The sequence below is a fragment of the Ruegeria sp. K3 genome (assembly GCF_056531845.1).
Window position 1 is genome coordinate 101,263 of the sequence record NZ_JBQFMM010000007.1, and the last position, 16,506, is coordinate 117,768.

Below are 16,506 nucleotides of genomic sequence, written 5' to 3' on the forward strand. Positions count from 1 at the left end.
TATCCGTTCTTGTTCAAAGTGTGTGTATCTGTTCAGAAACACGCTAGGGTGTAAAGGGGACCTGACTCTGGTTGGCGTCATTTCTGCTAATTGTGGCATGTAAAAACTCAAAATGAAATTTTTGGCTGTGGGTTACTTAGGGTCAACTTCAGGCCGCGTTTGACGCTTTACCGAGCGCGCAAGACAAGGCAGAACAAAAAGGACCCAATAGAAAGGATGCGTCATGCCGGCACTACTGAATACTGTTGACCCGGGCGGGCTGGAGGAGTTCTCGGTGGTTTTTACCGACCGTTCTCTGAACCATATGTCTGCAAGTTTTCAGCAAGTCATGCGCGATATTTCGGCAATGCTGCGTGAAGTTTACAATGCTGAAGGCGTTGCGGTCATTCCCGGCGGAGGCACCTACGGGATGGAAGCTGTCGCGCGACAGTTTGCGCGGGGTGCTGATGTGCTTGTCGTACGCAATGGGTGGTTTTCATATCGGTGGAGCCAGATCATCGAGTCAGGTGATCTGACATCGTCGACCACCGTTCTCAAAGCGCGCGAAACCGGCAATTCCAGCCCGTCACCTTTTGCTCCGGCCCCGATTGATGAAGTTGTGGCAACAATCCATGAGAAACGACCGGGTATTGTCTTCGCGCCGCATGTTGAGACCTCGGCCGGAGTGATTCTGCCTGATAATTATGTGACAGCGATGGCCGCTGCTGCGCATGAGGTGGGGGCGTTGATGGTGCTGGACTGCATCGCCTCGGGCTGTGCCTGGGTCGATATGAAGGCCACCGGAGTGGATGTGCTGATCTCGGCTCCGCAGAAGGGGTGGAGCGCAACGCCATGCGCCGGTCTTGTCATGCTATCCGAACGCGCCGAGGCACGACTGGCCGAGACCTCATCCGATAGCTTCGCGATAGATTTGAAGAAGTGGCGCCAGATCATGCAGGCCTACGAGAATGGCGGTCATGCCTATCACGCCACCATGCCGACGGATTCTCTGCTTTCCTTCCGCGACACAATGGCCGAGACGCGCGCGTACGGCTTCGAAAAGCTGCGCGCAGCGCAATGGGCGCTAGGTGATGGCGTCCGGGCCTATCTTAGGGACAAGGGCGTCATGTCGGTTGCTGCCGAAGGGTTCGGCGCGCCCGGTGTGGTGGTCAGCTATACAGCAGACCCCGAAGTGCAGAACGGCAAGAAGTTCGCGGCCCTGGGCATGCAGATCGCAGCCGGCGTACCGCTGCAATGTGACGAACCCGAAGGGTTCAGCACCTTCCGTCTCGGCCTGTTTGGCTTGGACAAGCTGTATGATGTTGACGACACGATTGCGCGCCTGAAACGGGTTCTGGATCAGGTGCTGTAATAGCGTGGCGGGCAGAAGTCCGCCCTGCGGTTCAGCGGACGCCGAGGCCCATTTGCATTAGCGTCTTGCGCACGGGTGGTAGGGAATAGAGCGCATTCAGCCCCATCGCTCGTGCGTCGCGCAGCGGACGCGCTTCGATCATCGAGGCGCGGTTCAGCAGGTCGATGCCTTTGACGCGCAGTTCGATCTCGGTATGGCGGGCCTTGTGATAGGAATCCAGCATCTGCGCATCGCCTAAGCCCTCGGGCCGGGCTTGCGTCAATTCCAGCAAGCAGCGCAGATCGCCCAACGACATGTTCAGCCCCTGCGCACCAATAGGTGGCACCACATGCGCGGCCTCGGCCATCAGCGCGATGCGTTCACCCGACAACCGTTCCGCCGACTGGCTGATGATCGGCCAGATCGTCCGGCGTGAGGCCAATTTCAGCGGTCCAAACAGCCCGCAAGAGCGTTCGGTCATGGCGGCTTCGAACGCGTCGGATTCAAGGTTTAGCAGTTCAACGGCACGTGGCCCACGCTCCATCCAGACAATCGCCGAGGACGGTTGGCCTTGCCAATCGGGCAGGGGGACCAATGTGAACGGCCCGCCCGAGCGGTGAATCTCGGTCGAGACATTGTCGTGCGGGATAGGATGTGTGACGGCGAAGGCGAGGGCCTTTTGGCCGTAGCGCGTGGTTTGAACATTGATCCCGGCAGCTTCGCGCATTGGTGAACTGCGCCCGTCAGCGGCGATTACCAGTTTGCAGCGGATGCGGGTGCCGTCGCTCAGGCCGACTCGTGCCTCATTGGTGCGGGTGAACAGGCTGACCGTACCGGTGCCGGGGCGGAAATCGACATTCGGCAGTTCGGCTAGTCGCGCCACCATCTCGCGGCGCAGCAGCCAGTTGGGCAGGTTCCATCCGAATGGCTGGTCCGAGATATCGGCGGCGTTGAAATCACGCACGACGCGCGGTTCGGGCACATCGCCACCCGCATCCACGATGCGCATGATCTGCAGGGGCGCGGCGTGGGCATCCAGCTTGGCCCAAAGCCCGCATTGTTCCAACAGACCGTGGGCAGGCTGCAAAAAAGCGGTGGTACGCAGATCCGATCCGTCCACGTCCCGCTCGGTGATCGGAGGGGTGGGATCGACGCAGACTACGTCGAACCCGGCAGCGCCAAAGGCGGCGGCGGCGGTCAATCCGGCGATTCCGCCGCCGGAAATCAGGATGTCACAGCTGTCAGTCATGAGTATGTCTCCGTTGCCGCAGACACTAGTGCTGTTGCGCGGTGGGCGCCAAGTGACATCCTGTCTCGTGCTTTATCCCCGAGAGATCAAAATCAGGACAAGGAACATCGTCGGCACCAGCATCAGGGCAGGAATATAAAGACCCGGCAGGCCGAACAGAAGGATGGAGCAGCCCCACATGCTGACCAGCGCCGCGGCTGTATAATAAAGGTCTTCAGCTTCGGCATTGGCCGCGTCCCGGGCCATCCAGCCAAACACGGGAATTGCAAACAAAAGGCGCTGCCAAAGAGGCAGGCGCTGAGGCATCTCAAGCGCGGTCATTGGGGTCTCCGATTCTGTTCGTCGCTGAGCTGCATATGGGGTCAATTCTGCACCTGCGAAACGAACAGATCGTCGCAGTGTGACAGCCTATCGCAGGCGACCCAGAAACCCGGTCAGATCATCGGTGTGATGGTGAATATGGTCAGCCTCGTGCGGGTCAGGCGCGACGTGTACGGTGCGCATTCCCATCTCGTGCGGGGCGGCCAGATTGCGTGGATCATCTTCGAACATGGCGGCTTTCGCGGTATCGATTCCATCCTGCGCAAAGATCGCCTCGAACGCGGCTTTTTGCGGCTTGGGGCGATAGCCTGCGTGTTCTACGCCATAGATCGCGTCGAACAGCCCAATCAGACCGCGTGCCGCCAGAACGCGCTCGGCATAAGGTGCAGATCCATTGGTATAGACGATGCGTCGCCCGGGCAAAGCGCGGATATGTTCCGCCAGCGCAACATCGGGTTCCATATGGCTCATGTCCACCTGATGCACGGCGTGCAGATAGGGATCGGGGTCCAGATCGTGCTCTGCCATCAGGCCCGCGAGTGTCGTGCCGTATTCGCGCCAGTAATGCGAACGCAGCCGGTCGGCCTCGGGGCGGTCGACGCCGATAGCTTGCACGACGTAATCCGTCATCAGCACTTCGATCTGATCGAACAGGCGCATATGCGGCGGGTAAAGCGTGTTGTCTAGATCGAACACCCATTGGGTGACATAGGAAAAGGCAGGTTTGACCATGCTTTGGGTTTAGGGCGATGGGCTGCGGTTTTCAATGCCGCACTTGATCGGGGGGGCGTGTGGCGGCTAGACAGGTCCGAACGAGGAGACAATTCAGCCGATGCCCCAATCCAAACAGTCCAATACGGACGCCTATAGCCTTATTCTCGAAGCGATAGACGTCGGTGTCTACAAGCCTGGTGATCGGCTGGTGGAAAGCGAACTGGCCGAGCGGTTTGGCGTTTCGCGCACTCCGATCCGCGAGGCGCTGCAGCGGCTGGAAACGCAGTCGTTGCTGGAACGGGACGGGCGGTCGTTGATCGTGGCCTCATTGGACCACAACCAGATGGCCGAGCTTTATGTTGTCCGGCGTGAATTGGAAGGGCTGGCCGCACGTCTGGCCGCAAAACAAGCAACCGAAGAGGAAATTCGGGTCCTTCGGGACATGGTGGTGGCTGACAATGAGTTGATCGGAGATCCTGTTGCGCTGTCGCGGGCCAACCGGAGATTTCACGAACAGATTCACCTGGCTTCGCATAACCGCTATCTGGTGCAGCAGCTTGATCTTGTGCATCGGACCATGGCCTTGATGGCGACCACATCGCTGGCCGCAGAAGGGCGTGGCGAGATTGCGCAGAGCGAGCACAAAGGCATCGTGGACGCGATTGCGGCGCGAGACGAGGACGCGGCGGCCAAGGCGTTGCAGGATCACATTTCGGTCGCTTTCATGACGCGGCTGAAACAGGATGCGATCCGGCGCGAGAAATAGCGGGCTCACGTTCCTCGACCGCATGCCCGTGCTGGGTCTTGTCCCAGAAGAACGGATTGACCGCCAGTTCCCACAGGCCTTTGTAGGCCGCCAACACGCCCAGCGGATAGTAAAGCACCATGCTCGGCACCCAGGGTAGCAGGAACCTGCGTTTGCCTGCGCTGACACCGCAGATACCCACCAATAGGTTGGCGGCTTCGGCGACGAGAAACAGAACCACGCAGGCAGTCAATAAACCGGGTGCCAGGATTGGTTGATACAGGTGGGGCAGCCCGAAAAAGATGGGCCAGAACGCCCACAGAAGCGGGGCCAGAAGGAATTGACCCAGTGTTCCCAGAAAAAAGGCCTGTAAGCCCAAAAAGCGCAGCAACCCCAGATCGCGCAGCAATTGGCGTGGTGCGCGCATATGCACCAGATAGGTTACCATGAACCCCTTCAGCCAACGCGAACGCTGCTTGACCCATGGCCAGGCGCGAAAGTTCGCCTCTTCATAGGTCGTGGTGCTGACGATCTCGGTCCGATATCCGGCACGGCTTAGGCGGACACCCAGATCGGCATCTTCGGTGACATTATGGGCATCCCAACCGCCCAGTTCGACCAGCTTGTCACGGCGAAAAAAGAAGGTTGTGCCGCCCAGCGGAACGACCAGACCAATTCGCGCGATGCCTTTCAGGACGACGCGAAACCAGCCGCTGTATTCGATGCTAAAACAGCGCGACCGCCAATTGGTGCGCGGATTGTAGTAGTCTAGAATACCTTGCAGGCACACCACTTCCTTTGGGGCGTTCGCGAAATGGCGGACAACGGTTTCAATCTGATCGGGTTGCGGCGCGTCTTCGGCATCCCAAACGCCCAAAATCTCTCCACGGCAGAAATCCAGCGCATAGTTCATCGCACGGGGCTTGGTGGTCAGGTCACCCCGAGCCGGCACAACAATGGCGCGCATCCAGGTTGGCAGTTCTATTTGCCTGAGCGCCTCATTGGTTACGTCATCCCGCTCTTCCAGCACCAGAATGACATCCAGCAACGCTTTGGGATAGGTCAGGCGGCGCAGCCGGGCGATCAGGTCATCGGCAATCTCGCGTTCCTTATATAGCGGCACCAGGATCGAGACGCGGGGTAGGCGAAGTGACTCAGAGGTCTTTGTTGTTGGCTCAGATTTTTCTCGCCATAGATAAGCAATGAGCCCCGAGAGCCTGAGAGACAAGAACAGCCCCAGCGTCAGCAGTGCAAAGCCCAAAAGAAGGCCGAGGCCAACTATCGGGAAACAAACACAGAGTGCCGCGAGCAGGATAAATCCAATGATCGGCCCACGGCGCGTCTGGGCCGACCAATTCCTGCAGCTTTGCCGCGCCTCAACGCGAGTTTCTGCAGCTTGTGCTAGCGGTTGAGCATATTGACGAGCGATGGCAGCATCGATCTGCTCGGGTCCTGCCAGAACCGGGATGATCGTGTAACCGTGGCCTTTCAATGCGTCTGCCACTGCGTCAAATGTATCTGGCCTGGCTGTAGCGATCAGCAGGATTGGCCCCACACGCATCCAGGGCAGTACATTGTGGTCCAACCAAAACTCGACCGGTTCGAGCAAGCAGAGGTCTGCGGCAGGTGGTACCTGCGCAAGATCGGCGATCTGAAGGCCGGTTTGGTCAGACAGCGCAGAGAGAACCTGCGCACGGCTGGCCCATCCTTCACTGACCAGTATTTCCCCCAATGGCGCGTTCTGGAATACTTGCATCCGCAGGGCGCGCGCCAACTGGTCGGATGTGATGATGCCTTGTTCGACGAGACATGTGCCGAGCGGTTTGCGCGAATGCGGCCCGGGCACAGGCTGCGCCAGTGTCTGACGCTGGAGATTCAATTCGACCATAACGAAACCCTGCCGCATGTAACATCCGGCAGGGTTGCTTAGTCAGGGTTAACACACGGTTAACGCTGTTGAATTCGCCTTTAAGCTTGTGTTTTTTGATCCGCCATCGCCGCGGCAAAGCGTTCGAACAGGTAGAAACTGTCCTGCGGGCCGGGTGACGCTTCTGGATGATGCTGCACCGAATAAACCGGGCGACCCGTCATGCGGATACCGCAGTTCGAGCCGTCAAACAGAGAGCGATGCGTTTCGACTACGCCATCGGGCAGTGTTTCCGCGTCCACGGCGAAGCCGTGGTTCATCGAGGTGATCTCGACCTTACCGGTTTCCATATCCTTGACCGGATGATTGGCACCATGGTGGCCGTGGTTCATCTTGATCGTCTGTCCGCCAAGCGCCAGTGCCAGCATCTGATGGCCTAGGCAGATACCAAAGACAGGCAGATCTGTCGTGTCCAGCACTTCCTTGATCATTGGAACTGCATATTCGCCGGTAGCCGCGGGATCGCCGGGTCCGTTTGACAGGAACACTCCGTCCGGCTTGTGTGCCAGCACCTCCGCAGCCGTTGCGGTGGCGGGCAATACGGTTACGTCGCAACCCGCCGAGGCGAGGCAGCGCAAGATGTTGCGCTTGGCACCATAGTCGATCGCGACCACCTTGTGCATCGGAGCTTCCTGACGCTGGTAGCCATCGGGCCAAGCCCAACGCATCTCATCCCAGCGATAGCTTTGGGCGCAGGTGACTTCTTTGGCCAGATCCATCCCTTCGAGACCCGCAAAACTACGCGCTGCAGCAATCAGGACTTCGATTTCGAAGTTTCCCTCGGGATCATGAGCCAGCGCCACGTGCGGTGCGCCTTGCTGACGGATCGCCCGGGTCAGGCGGCGGGTATCGACGCCGCCGATTGCGATGCGACCACGGCGGGCCAGCCAGCTTTTTAGCTCTTCTGTCGCGCGCCAATTCGACGGCTCGGTCGGGTCCCATTTGACCACCATCCCGGCTGCCACCGGGTCGCCGGTTTCGTCATCTTCGGGATTCACTCCGACATTGCCGATATGCGGGAAAGTGAAGGTCACGATCTGGCCCGCATAAGAAGGATCGGTCATGATCTCTTGATAGCCTGTCATGGCGGTGTTGAAACACAACTCGGCCTCGGTTTGACCGGTTGCGCCGAAGCCCACACCGTAAAACAGGGTACCATCGGCCAACGCCAGACATGCGGTGGGCTTGGACGGGGCGTTCTGGGCCATGGCGCGACTCTCCTGCAAGGTAAACGGGCGCATAACTAAGTGGGATATACGCTAGGGTCAAGTCTGTTCAAATTTTGGGCTATTGTTAAAAATCAATGAGTTACAATTAATGTCCACTGTTGTACCAACCTTTTTGTTTCGATATGGTCAGGGTTCCTTTGCCATGGGGATGGACAGACCATATGGATATGCGATCACGGGTGAACTCTGCCCTGAAGCAAGCTATGAAAGACAAAGCCGCCGAGCGTCTTTCGACACTGCGCCTGATCAATGCGGCGATCAAGGATCGTGATATTGCTTCGCGCGCCTCTGACAATGAAGAGACCAAAGGCTGCGGCGATGCCGAAGTGCTTGAAATTCTGGGTAAAATGACCAAGCAGCGCAAGGAAAGCGCACGCGCCTACGAAGAGGGTGGACGCCTTGATTTGGCCGAGCGGGAACTGCGCGAGGTTGAGGTGATTGAGGAATTCCTGCCCAAACAGCTGGACGACGACGAAGTTAGCAAGGCCATTCAGACCGCCATCACGTCTACTGGGGCGGGCTCAATCCGCGATATGGGCAAGGTGATGGGCGAGTTGAAGTCGCGCTATACCGGTCAGATGGATTTCGGCAAAGTAGGACCGATGGTCAAAGATCATCTTTGCGCTAACTCCAACGGCGCTTAATCACGTCGATTTACGCAGTTTCTGACGCAGATCATCAAACAGCGCGATCCTCTCGTCTTCGGACAGGAACGCGCCGATCTCAACTTCGCGCCCATCGCCGATCAGCGTTACGTAGTGGGGTACCGGACCACCGCTGGTGTGCATTTCGGGACGGGCCCAATAGCGGTTGCAGGTCCATTCCTGATCGCCCTTGTCTGGGTGGTGGTGCACAAGGTGGGCTTGCGTCTGGCCTAAGGTCAGAACCTCGAACACGCTGCGCGCGCGATAGTTTGTCTGGATTGCCAACCAGAGGCCCAGAACCGTCAGCAGCAGGAACGGCAGCAGACCCCACAGGACGATCGAACCCAACATCGCCAGCAGCGGGATCAGTCCGAACAGGAACACCGACAAGATGACGGTAATTGCACCACGTGGTGGCAAGGAGTTGTGCGGCCAAAGCCGCAGTTCCTGTTCAGCGTCCGAGTTTTTTGTCCATTGATAAGGCATGGCGAGAACCTAGCTCAGACCGGCGCAATGTCGAAGCAAAAATCAGTCAGACAACGTGGCCGACGCGGACCCACGACAGGGCATCGTCAAGCCGGTCATCACCCCAGAACACTTCGTCGCGGACAACAAAGCTGGGTGCGCCGAAAACCCCCAGTTTGATGGCCTTGTTTGTCTCGTCCTCCAAGGCTGCAACAGCGTCCGGGCTGCGGGCACGGGCAAGCATCAGGCGTGGATCTTGTTGGCACCGAAGCAGGGCTTCGGAAATGGCGCTTTCGCTACCGGCCTCAATACCATCCTCGAACCAGATCCGATAAAGATTTTGCGTGAACCCCGCGCCCCAGCCGTCCTGCATGCCCAGCAAAGCCACCTGATTTGCCAGCGCCAGGTCAGAAATTGGATAGGGGGCGGGAAGTTTGGCGTGGATGTGATATTTCGCGGCGCGCCGCTCAATATCGCGCCACATATAGGCCGACTTCACCGGTTTGCCCGCGAAGGGTATATTTTGCTGTTCCGACATCACCGTGCGCACGTTGAAGGGGCGCCAGGTTACCGTCGCATCGTTTTCTTCGCACCAGCCATCCAGGCGCGTGATGGTCAGAAAACTGTAAGTGCTGCCGATTGAATACCAAAAGTCGATCTCGGGCATAGCAAGGCTCCTGTCAAAAGGGGCTTTGCCAACCAGAATACCGCAAAACGGAGGTTTTTTCGATCTTTGCCCAATTTAAGTGGTCAAAGTAGCGCTTTATCGATGGGTTCTGTCGGCTGAGGGGCAGTGCCGCAGGAAGTCATCTGGCGCAGGTCGATTTCGATCATACGGCAGATGGACGAGATCGGAACATCGGTTACGTCGCCTTCGAACGGGTCCTCCATCGAGGCGCTGACCCGTTCAGTCACGAAGAAAATCCAGCAAACCAACGCCCCGATCGGAGCAAAGACTGCCCAGTCAAGCAGAACGGATTTTGTTACCGAGTAGCCCATGCCAGCGGTGATCGAGCGTTGGTCATTCAACGCCAGCGGTAACATGAAGATAAAAATATAGCTGAAGATGCGTCCGACCTCGGCGACCTGCCGTGGGAAGGGGGTATTCTTGATACGTTCGCTTTGGCCTTGCGCGTCTGCAAACCGTGCTAGCCGGTTCATCAGCGCCACATGCCAATAGGGGTCGATCTTGCCGGATTGCGCCAGTGAAGAAAGCCGCTCACCCTGAAGAAACAACAGGTACGCGGCACGGTTGGATTTCCCTTCGAGCAGAGGCATATCAGCCGCCAGTTGGGTATCGCGCCAGCATTCGGGTTCCTGATGCAGCGCGATTTTGTCCACGACCGGCTTGTGTCCGAACATCCACGGGCGGCGGGCGCGCCCATGCGTTGCGGGCTGGCGCAGCTGAAATGCCAGCATGTTGAGCCATGCGATATGACGCTCCAGCAACTCGCGGCGCATCTCGGGCGCAAGCGGCGTGCCGTCAGCCTGAACCAGATTGCTGATCGTATTGCCCCAATCGCGACTGGCGTTGACGATGTCCCCCCAAATCTTGCGGGCCTCGACCCAGCGGCCATAGGCCGAGGTGTTCTTGAAACCCAGAAAAAATGCCACTGCCAAACCCAGCATCGTGACCGGTGGGCTGGAGTTCGAGATCAACTCAAGCGGAGTAACTTCATCTACTAGTTCAAGCAGGAGTATCCAGGCCATGACGATGCAAATGAACCCGGCAGAGCCTTTGACCAGTTGCCGAAGTGTGATGCCGTGATGGAGAATCATGTGGCGCGCACCCGTCTTAGATTATGCTGTTTTCGCAAATACTAGCGGCCTGATCTTTGGTGCGTCTACGTGTTGGGTGCAGCAAGTTGCGGACTGGGGGCATAAAAAACACAAAGCCCCGCACGGGGCGGGGCTTTGCTGAGTTTGGTTTGTATGGCGGGACTAGTGCGCGTGGCCCTTGTCCCAGTCTTCCTGCTTGGGCAGCTGCTCGAACGTGTGTTCAGGCGGCGGCGTGGGCAGGGTCCATTCCAACGTATCCGCGTATTCGTTCCACGGGTTCGGGCGTGTCTCTTTCGCACCACGCAGCAGGGCGTAGATCACGATGCCGAAGAACAGCAGGAACGAGGCGAACGAGATGAACGCACCAATCGACGAAACGAAGTTCCACTGAGCAAACGCTTCAGGGTAGTCGATATAGCGGCGTGGCATGCCCTGACGGCCCAGGAAGTGCTGCGGGAAGAAGGTTAGGTTGGCGCCGATGAAGAACAGCCAGAAGTGAACCTTGCCCCAGAACTCGGAATACTGACGGCCCGTCATCTTCGAGAAGTAGAAGTACACGCCAGCGAAGATCGCAAAGACGGCACCCAAGCTCATCACGTAGTGGAAGTGCGCAACGACGTAGTAGGTGTCGTGATAGGCACGGTCCACGCCGGCCTGCGACAGCACAACACCGGTCACACCACCAACGGTGAACAGGAACAGGAAGCCGAAGGCGAACAGCATCGGGGTTTTGAACTCGATCGAGCCGCCCCACATGGTCGCGATCCACGAGAAGACCTTAACGCCGGTCGGAACCGCGATGACCATCGTGGCCAGCATGAAGTAGGCCTGCTGGCGCAGCGACATGCCAACGGTGTACATGTGGTGCGCCCATACGACGAAGCCTAGCACACCGATCGCGATGATCGCCCAGACCATCGGCAGGTAGCCGAAGATTGGTTTGCGCGCGAAGGTCGCGATCACGTGGCTGATGATGCCAAAGCCGGGCAGGATCACAATGTACACTTCCGGGTGGCCAAAGAACCAAAGGATGTGCTGATACAGGATCGGATCGCCGCCACCGGCCGGATCAAAGAAGGTGAAGCCAAAGTTGCGGTCCATCAGCAGCATGGTGATCGCGCCTGCCAGAACCGGCAGCGACAGCAGAATCAGCCAAGAAGTGACGAAGATCGACCAGCTGAACAGAGGCACCTTGAACAGTGTCATGCCCGGGGCACGCATATTCAGGAAGGTGGTGATCATGTTGATCGCGCCGAGGATCGAGGAGGCGCCCGATACGTGCACGGCGAAGATCGCAAGGTCCATGGACATGCCGCCTTCGGTCGTCGACAGCGGTGGATACAGAACCCAGCCAACACCTGAACCAAGCTGGTCATTACCACCGGGGCTGAGCAGCGAGGCGACGCCCAGCGAGGTGCCAGCGACATACAGCCAGAAGGACAGGTTGTTCATCCGCGGGAACGCCATGTCCGGCGCGCCGATCTGCAACGGCATGAAATAGTTGCCAAATCCGCCGAACAGGGCAGGGATGACCACGAAGAACATCATCAGAACACCGTGATAGGTGATCATCACGTTCCAGAGGTGACCGTTGGGGGTACATGGATCGGCCATGAAACCTTCGAGGCACATATACTGAACACCGGGGTGCATCAGTTCGAGCCGCATATAGACAGTCATCAGAACCGAGATCAGACCGGCAAGGGCCGAAAAGACCAGGTAGAGAATCCCGATGTCTTTGTGGTTGGTCGACATGAACCAGCGGGTGAAAAAGCCGCGCTGATCTTCATGCTCGTGACCATGAATGGCTGCGTCTGCCATTAGGTGCCTCCTGTTGCAACTGTACCGCGCAGTCGGACCTCTCCAACGCGCGGGATTCCTGCTGGTTTTAGATTGCGAAGGGGCGACCTTCAATGGTCGAGTTTGATCTGGATCAAGATTAATTGTCGCGGGCAGACTGTGCTGCGCGATAATCTGACCTCGGATGCGAGGGATTTGGGGATTCAGTCCGCGATTACAAGTGGTGACGGGGAAACCCGCTTGACCCGCATCAAGCGGCGGCTCAGAACAACGGGTAAGTCCAACACCGGAGGCCTGTAATGACCGCTTATGATCCCGAAAATGTCTTTGCCAAGATCCTGCGCGGAGAAATCCCGTCAAACCGTGTGTATGAAGACGACGGCACCGTCGCGCTGATGGATATCATGCCCCGGGCGGACGGGCATTTGTTGGTGATCCCCAAAACCCCCTGTCGCAACATGCTGGATGCAACGCCCGAGCAACTGGCAGCGGTGATGGCGACGGTACAGAAGATGGCTCACGCTGTGAAAGAAGCGTTTGACGCTGATGGCGTCACCGTTCAGCAATTCAATGAGGCCGCAGGCGGGCAAGAGGTATTTCACCTTCATGTGCATGTATTGCCGCGCCACGAGGGCGTCTCGATACGCCCGCCCGGTAAAATGGGCGATTTTGACCTGATTGCTCAACACGCCGACAAGATCCGCGCGGCACTGACCTGATCCACCTTCAAAGCGAGCTGTCGCAGGCGTCGTGATCACCAAACGCATGGAGCACGACACTTGCGTAACAGCGCTGCTCGTCGCAGACCTGAGGAATACGGATCAGTCTTGTTCCATTCATTTCAGGCGTGCGATCCGGATTCGTAGATATTCAGGCAACTGTTCGGCGATTTCATTAGCCCGGTTCAAGTTTTTCCATTTGCAGCTTCGAGCGTGAGCAAGGCCTCTAATTGGGTCAGCGGCTGGCCAGATCTTGGCCATGCCTACGCATTGCAACCGCCGCAGCGCGGTTTCGTCATAGCGGCGCCGACTACCCGCGGTAGGTTCGAACGGCGGTAGAAGTCCAGAACCGGATCGTAGGTGCTTTGAATCCAGTGCGAAATGAGGGAGCCCCGATTGCATTCATTTTCGAAAACACCCCCTTGAACCTCTAGTCACTAGAGGAATTATTTAGCATGGTGATTCAGAAAATAGGACTCACTAAAATGGCTCATCAGCATTCCCACAAAGGGCACAGCCACGCGCATGTTGATCCGCAGGCCGGAGATGCGCGCGTTGCCTGGGCCATCGCGGTCAATATGTTCTTGACGCTGGCACAGATTGTGGGCGGGGTTATTTCAGGTTCGCTCGCCTTGATTGCGGACGCCTTGCACAACCTGTCAGATGCGATTGCGCTGGTCATCGCATTCTTTGCCCGTAAGATCGCTCGTCGACCCGCAAACGCGCGTATGAGTTTCGGGTATGGCCGGGCCGAGGTTGTAGCGGCGCTGGTTAACTACACAACACTGATCGTTCTGTCGGTCTATCTGCTGTACGAAGGCGTAATGCGGTTTGTCGAGCCCGAGCCGGTTAATGGCTGGATCGTTGTCTGGATCGCTGGGATCGCATTGGTCGTCGACCTTGTCACCGCTATGCTGACCTATTCCATGTCCAAGGACAGCATGAATATTCGTGCGGCATTCCTGCACAATGTGGCCGATGCATTGGGGTCTGTCGCCGTGATTGTCGCAGGTACCGCTGTAATTGTCTTCAACTGGACTTGGGTCGACCCAGCGGTCACCATCATGATCTCACTTTACATCCTTTGGCACGTCAAATCCGAGATCGGTGAAACCATACGCGTTCTGATGTTGGGCGCGCCAACAGAATTGGATCCGGAAGAGGTCGCCACAGCCATTGAAGGCGTATCGGGCGTGGCAGGAGTTCACCACATCCATCTGTGGAGCATGCAGGAGCGTGAGCCCGCGCTGTCGGCGCATCTGGTCATCAAACCCGACGCACAAGATAGTGCCGAGGATATCCGGGTGATGGTCAAGCAGGTTCTGCAGAACAAGTTTGGGCTTGGTCATGTTACGCTTGAAATCGAAGCCAGCGGGCACGCTTGCGTCGGATCAACCCGATTTGGGCATCAACAGATTTAGGGGCCTAAAACGAGAATTGCCGTTCCGATATGGGGTCGGAACGGCAGACTCGTAACCAAACACTTTCACGGATTTCGCAGGGCAGCCCTGAGATCACCGGTTAACACACCACTCACTCATGAACGGTCATTACATACTATGTGGTCAAATGGCGTTTGTAAGGAGAGGATGTGAAGAATCCCTGAATTTGAGGCGAATTGAGGCCATTCAAAGGAATTTTCTGAATGATTTTCGAAACAGAGTGCCCCAAATACTAGCATTGTCTTTTGCGTATTCTGGCCAGATCTGTCCGAATACGTGGAATCACCTATAAACTAGGCGCCTTCGGTGGCGAAGACCTCATCAAAGGTCTTTTTTAGCGCAACATCGACGTCATCCATGGTCACCGGCAACCCAAGATCGACCAGTGAGGTCACCCCGTGTTCCTGAATTCCGCAGGGCACGATACCGGTGAAATGGGACAGGTTCGGCTCGACATTGATTGAGATACCGTGAAAGCTGATCCATTTCCGCAGGCGAATGCCGATGGCCGCGATCTTGTCCTCGGCTGGCTGGCCGGTGATCGTCAGCGGCTTGTCTTGCCGTTGCACCCAGACGCCCACGCGGCCGTCGCGGATCTCACCGGTGACATTGAACTCGGCCAGAGCCGTAATCACCCATGCCTCAAGCTGCTGCACAAAGCGGCGCACATCATGACCGCGTTTGCCCACATCAAGCATGACGTAAACAACGCGCTGACCGGGGCCGTGATAGGTGTACTGTCCACCGCGCTTGCTTTCATAGACCGGAAAGCGATCCGGATCGGTCAGATCTTCACGCTTGGCAGAAGTCCCAGCGGTATAAAGCGGAGGGTGTTCCAACAGCCAAATGCATTCGTCCGCCTCACCCGCTGCAATCGCAGCAACGCGCGCCTCCATGAAGGCAGTGGCCTCGTCGTAGTCGATCAGCCCGTCGGTAGTCTTCCATTCCATGCTCGTTCCTTAGACCGTCTGCGGGGCAGGGGGAAGGGGTCAGGCGGCCTCGGCCAGGCAGCGTTGCAGGACCTGCGCATAAGTGTCCGTGCCCTGTGCGCCGGTCAGCAGATATTTCCCTCCAAACACCATCGAAGGCACGCCCGAGATGCCTCGGCTGGTCCAGAAATCTTGTTTTTCACGCACCGGTTGGGCATGCGCACCTGATTCAAGTGCGGTTCGCGCCGCCTCCGGGTCGAGCCCGGCCGCCTCGACCGCGCCCATCAACACCTCGACGTCAGAGACATCCTGTTGCTTGGTGAAATAGGTTTCGAACAGGGTCAGTTTCAGCGGATGCTGACGCCCCTGTTTTTCCGCCCAGTCAAGCAGTTGATGCGCGGCAAAGGTGTTCACGATTCTGCTGTCATCAGTGAAATTGAAGGTGAACCCAAGTTCAGTGCCCAACGCAGTCAACCGCTCGCGCGCCTGCTGGCTTTGTTCGGGCGTCGAGCCATATTTCTCGGCAATATGCTCACTCAGATTCTGTCCCTCTGGCCCCATGTTGGGGTTCAGTTCGAACGGATGCCAGCGCAATCGGGCCAGCACATTCTCTTGCTTCAGTGCGGCATCGAGTTGACGAAAGCCGACAATACACCACGGACAGACCACATCCGAGACGACATCAATCTGCACTGTAGGGCGGGGATCGGGCGAGGGCATGGCTGCTCCAGATTGCATTGTATCGCGGTTAGATATGGCTAAAGCACGTGATTTCAATCGGCTGTGTTTTTGCCTCTTCACATCGCGCGGCTCAGCGTCTATACGCCCCTCTACCAAGTCATTGGCAGTGCGGTCGTGGCGGAATTGGTAGACGCGCAGCGTTGAGGTCGCTGTGGGGTAACACCCGTGGAAGTTCGAGTCTTCTCGACCGCACCAATATTTTACAAAAAATCATACAATTTCAATAATTTAATGAAGAATTAGATAGCTTGGTCCACCTTTTGGGCCACCTCATGCGTGCTGCTTGGGTGGGGGCTCAAATCCATCGTTATGACTGCCATCGGTTAAATCGGGCAAAGGTGTAGCTCTACCGTGTGACTCTGCCTGTGCTTTGGGATAGAAGTTTCTAAGGGATATAGGTGATATGCCTCGGTTGAAGGTCCTTCACAAGATTTTCACCTTGGTGCAAGCTTCCGCTATCTTAGCGTTCCGC

The 16,506-nt window shown here is 57.4% G+C and carries 16 protein-coding genes and 1 tRNA gene; 6 read left to right on the forward strand and 11 right to left on the reverse strand.

Translation table 11 applies throughout. From position 1 onward, the window contains the following. The first annotated feature begins 223 nt into the window (after positions 1-223). Positions 224-1,351: an aminotransferase class V-fold PLP-dependent enzyme gene (locus tag ACR0MP_RS13770; protein ID WP_170405016.1), complete on the forward strand. Its 1,128-nt coding sequence runs from the start codon at positions 224-226 to the stop codon at positions 1,349-1,351. Positions 1,352-1,382: 31 nt separating this feature from the next. Here ACR0MP_RS13770 and ACR0MP_RS13775 read toward each other — a convergent pair whose 3' ends face one another. From ACR0MP_RS13775 to ACR0MP_RS13785, 3 genes are all read right to left on the reverse strand, one after another. Next, complete coding sequence (locus ACR0MP_RS13775) at positions 1,383-2,579, reverse strand: UbiH/UbiF family hydroxylase (protein WP_170405019.1); 1,197 nt, start codon at positions 2,577-2,579, stop codon at positions 1,383-1,385. A 72-nt stretch (positions 2,580-2,651) separates the two neighbouring features. Then, complete coding sequence (locus ACR0MP_RS13780) at positions 2,652-2,900, reverse strand: hypothetical protein (protein WP_170405023.1); 249 nt, start codon at positions 2,898-2,900, stop codon at positions 2,652-2,654. An 87-nt stretch (positions 2,901-2,987) separates the two neighbouring features. Continuing rightward, complete coding sequence (locus tag ACR0MP_RS13785; protein WP_480886101.1) at positions 2,988-3,632, reverse strand: pyrimidine 5'-nucleotidase; 645 nt, start codon at positions 3,630-3,632, stop codon at positions 2,988-2,990. A 100-nt stretch (positions 3,633-3,732) separates the two neighbouring features. Between ACR0MP_RS13785 and ACR0MP_RS13790 the strand changes: the two genes are divergently transcribed. Beyond that, positions 3,733-4,380 (forward strand): GntR family transcriptional regulator, encoded by a 648-nt coding sequence (locus ACR0MP_RS13790; protein WP_480886099.1) that lies wholly within the window; start codon positions 3,733-3,735, stop codon positions 4,378-4,380. On the opposite strand, the gene ACR0MP_RS13795 is transcribed toward ACR0MP_RS13790, so the two are convergent. Further along, a complete protein-coding gene (locus ACR0MP_RS13795) occupies positions 4,337-6,265 on the reverse strand; it encodes a glycosyltransferase family 2 protein (protein WP_480886097.1) in 1,929 nt (642 codons plus the stop codon). The genes ACR0MP_RS13790 and ACR0MP_RS13795 overlap by 44 nt on opposite strands. Positions 6,266-6,327: 62 nt before the next feature. Then, positions 6,328-7,494 (reverse strand): glutamine-hydrolyzing carbamoyl-phosphate synthase small subunit, encoded by a 1,167-nt coding sequence (carA, locus tag ACR0MP_RS13800; RefSeq protein ID WP_480886095.1) that lies wholly within the window; start codon positions 7,492-7,494, stop codon positions 6,328-6,330. Between the two features lie 182 nt (positions 7,495-7,676). On the opposite strand from carA, the gene ACR0MP_RS13805 reads away from it, so the two are divergent. Continuing rightward, entirely contained in the window at positions 7,677-8,159 is a 483-nt protein-coding gene (locus ACR0MP_RS13805; RefSeq protein ID WP_170393469.1) for a GatB/YqeY domain-containing protein, read from the forward strand. Here ACR0MP_RS13805 and ACR0MP_RS13810 read toward each other — a convergent pair whose 3' ends face one another. From ACR0MP_RS13810 to ctaD, 4 genes are all read right to left on the reverse strand, one after another. Then, entirely contained in the window at positions 8,160-8,645 is a 486-nt protein-coding gene (locus tag ACR0MP_RS13810) for a DUF2244 domain-containing protein (RefSeq protein WP_170405034.1), read from the reverse strand. A 46-nt stretch (positions 8,646-8,691) separates the two neighbouring features. Then, complete coding sequence (locus ACR0MP_RS13815; RefSeq protein WP_170393465.1) at positions 8,692-9,291, reverse strand: 2-hydroxychromene-2-carboxylate isomerase; 600 nt, start codon at positions 9,289-9,291, stop codon at positions 8,692-8,694. Between the two features lie 83 nt (positions 9,292-9,374). Further along, positions 9,375-10,403 (reverse strand): bestrophin family protein, encoded by a 1,029-nt coding sequence (locus ACR0MP_RS13820; protein ID WP_170735279.1) that lies wholly within the window; start codon positions 10,401-10,403, stop codon positions 9,375-9,377. Between the two features lie 162 nt (positions 10,404-10,565). Beyond that, positions 10,566-12,224 carry a cytochrome c oxidase subunit I gene (ctaD, locus tag ACR0MP_RS13825; protein WP_170393460.1) on the reverse strand — a complete coding sequence of 553 codons (1,659 nt, stop codon included), beginning with the start codon at positions 12,222-12,224 and terminating at the stop codon, positions 10,566-10,568. Between the two features lie 278 nt (positions 12,225-12,502). Here ctaD and ACR0MP_RS13830 point away from each other — a divergent pair, with 278 nt between their 5' ends. Beyond that, the gene (locus tag ACR0MP_RS13830) at positions 12,503-12,922 is read left to right on the forward strand and encodes an HIT family protein (protein WP_480569217.1); all 420 of its coding nucleotides are present in this window, start codon (positions 12,503-12,505) and stop codon (positions 12,920-12,922) included. A 485-nt stretch (positions 12,923-13,407) separates the two neighbouring features. After that, complete coding sequence (locus ACR0MP_RS13835) at positions 13,408-14,343, forward strand: cation diffusion facilitator family transporter (protein ID WP_170393456.1); 936 nt, start codon at positions 13,408-13,410, stop codon at positions 14,341-14,343. 314 nt (positions 14,344-14,657) lie between these two features. Here the strand turns inward: ACR0MP_RS13835 and lipB are convergent, their stop codons facing one another. Beyond that, positions 14,658-15,314: a lipoyl(octanoyl) transferase LipB gene (gene lipB / locus ACR0MP_RS13840; protein ID WP_170645863.1), complete on the reverse strand. Its 657-nt coding sequence runs from the start codon at positions 15,312-15,314 to the stop codon at positions 14,658-14,660. 39 nt (positions 15,315-15,353) lie between these two features. Further along, positions 15,354-16,013: a DsbA family oxidoreductase gene (locus ACR0MP_RS13845; protein WP_480601791.1), complete on the reverse strand. Its 660-nt coding sequence runs from the start codon at positions 16,011-16,013 to the stop codon at positions 15,354-15,356. Positions 16,014-16,142: 129 nt separating this feature from the next. Here ACR0MP_RS13845 and ACR0MP_RS13850 point away from each other — a divergent pair. Then, positions 16,143-16,229, forward strand: a tRNA-Leu gene (locus ACR0MP_RS13850). Positions 16,230-16,506 lie beyond the last annotated feature (277 nt).

What these genes read in the sequence shown, in the direction of transcription:
- ACR0MP_RS13770 (WP_170405016.1), top strand. Translation starts at nt 224, where the DNA reads ATGCCGGCACTACTGAATACTGTTGACCCGGGCGGGCTGGAGGAGTTC.
- ACR0MP_RS13775 (WP_170405019.1), bottom strand. Translation starts at nt 2,579, where the DNA reads ATGACTGACAGCTGTGACATCCTGATTTCCGGCGGCGGAATCGCCGGA.
- ACR0MP_RS13780 (WP_170405023.1), bottom strand. Translation starts at nt 2,900, where the DNA reads ATGACCGCGCTTGAGATGCCTCAGCGCCTGCCTCTTTGGCAGCGCCTT.
- ACR0MP_RS13785 (WP_480886101.1), bottom strand. Translation starts at nt 3,632, where the DNA reads ATGGTCAAACCTGCCTTTTCCTATGTCACCCAATGGGTGTTCGATCTA.
- ACR0MP_RS13790 (WP_480886099.1), top strand. Translation starts at nt 3,733, where the DNA reads ATGCCCCAATCCAAACAGTCCAATACGGACGCCTATAGCCTTATTCTC.
- ACR0MP_RS13795 (WP_480886097.1), bottom strand. Translation starts at nt 6,265, where the DNA reads ATGCGGCAGGGTTTCGTTATGGTCGAATTGAATCTCCAGCGTCAGACA.
- carA (WP_480886095.1), bottom strand. Translation starts at nt 7,494, where the DNA reads ATGGCCCAGAACGCCCCGTCCAAGCCCACCGCATGTCTGGCGTTGGCC.
- ACR0MP_RS13805 (WP_170393469.1), top strand. Translation starts at nt 7,677, where the DNA reads ATGGATATGCGATCACGGGTGAACTCTGCCCTGAAGCAAGCTATGAAA.
- ACR0MP_RS13810 (WP_170405034.1), bottom strand. Translation starts at nt 8,645, where the DNA reads ATGCCTTATCAATGGACAAAAAACTCGGACGCTGAACAGGAACTGCGG.
- ACR0MP_RS13815 (WP_170393465.1), bottom strand. Translation starts at nt 9,291, where the DNA reads ATGCCCGAGATCGACTTTTGGTATTCAATCGGCAGCACTTACAGTTTT.
- ACR0MP_RS13820 (WP_170735279.1), bottom strand. Translation starts at nt 10,403, where the DNA reads ATGATTCTCCATCACGGCATCACACTTCGGCAACTGGTCAAAGGCTCT.
- ctaD (WP_170393460.1), bottom strand. Translation starts at nt 12,224, where the DNA reads ATGGCAGACGCAGCCATTCATGGTCACGAGCATGAAGATCAGCGCGGC.
- ACR0MP_RS13830 (WP_480569217.1), top strand. Translation starts at nt 12,503, where the DNA reads ATGACCGCTTATGATCCCGAAAATGTCTTTGCCAAGATCCTGCGCGGA.
- ACR0MP_RS13835 (WP_170393456.1), top strand. Translation starts at nt 13,408, where the DNA reads ATGGCTCATCAGCATTCCCACAAAGGGCACAGCCACGCGCATGTTGAT.
- lipB (WP_170645863.1), bottom strand. Translation starts at nt 15,314, where the DNA reads ATGGAATGGAAGACTACCGACGGGCTGATCGACTACGACGAGGCCACT.
- ACR0MP_RS13845 (WP_480601791.1), bottom strand. Translation starts at nt 16,013, where the DNA reads ATGCCCTCGCCCGATCCCCGCCCTACAGTGCAGATTGATGTCGTCTCG.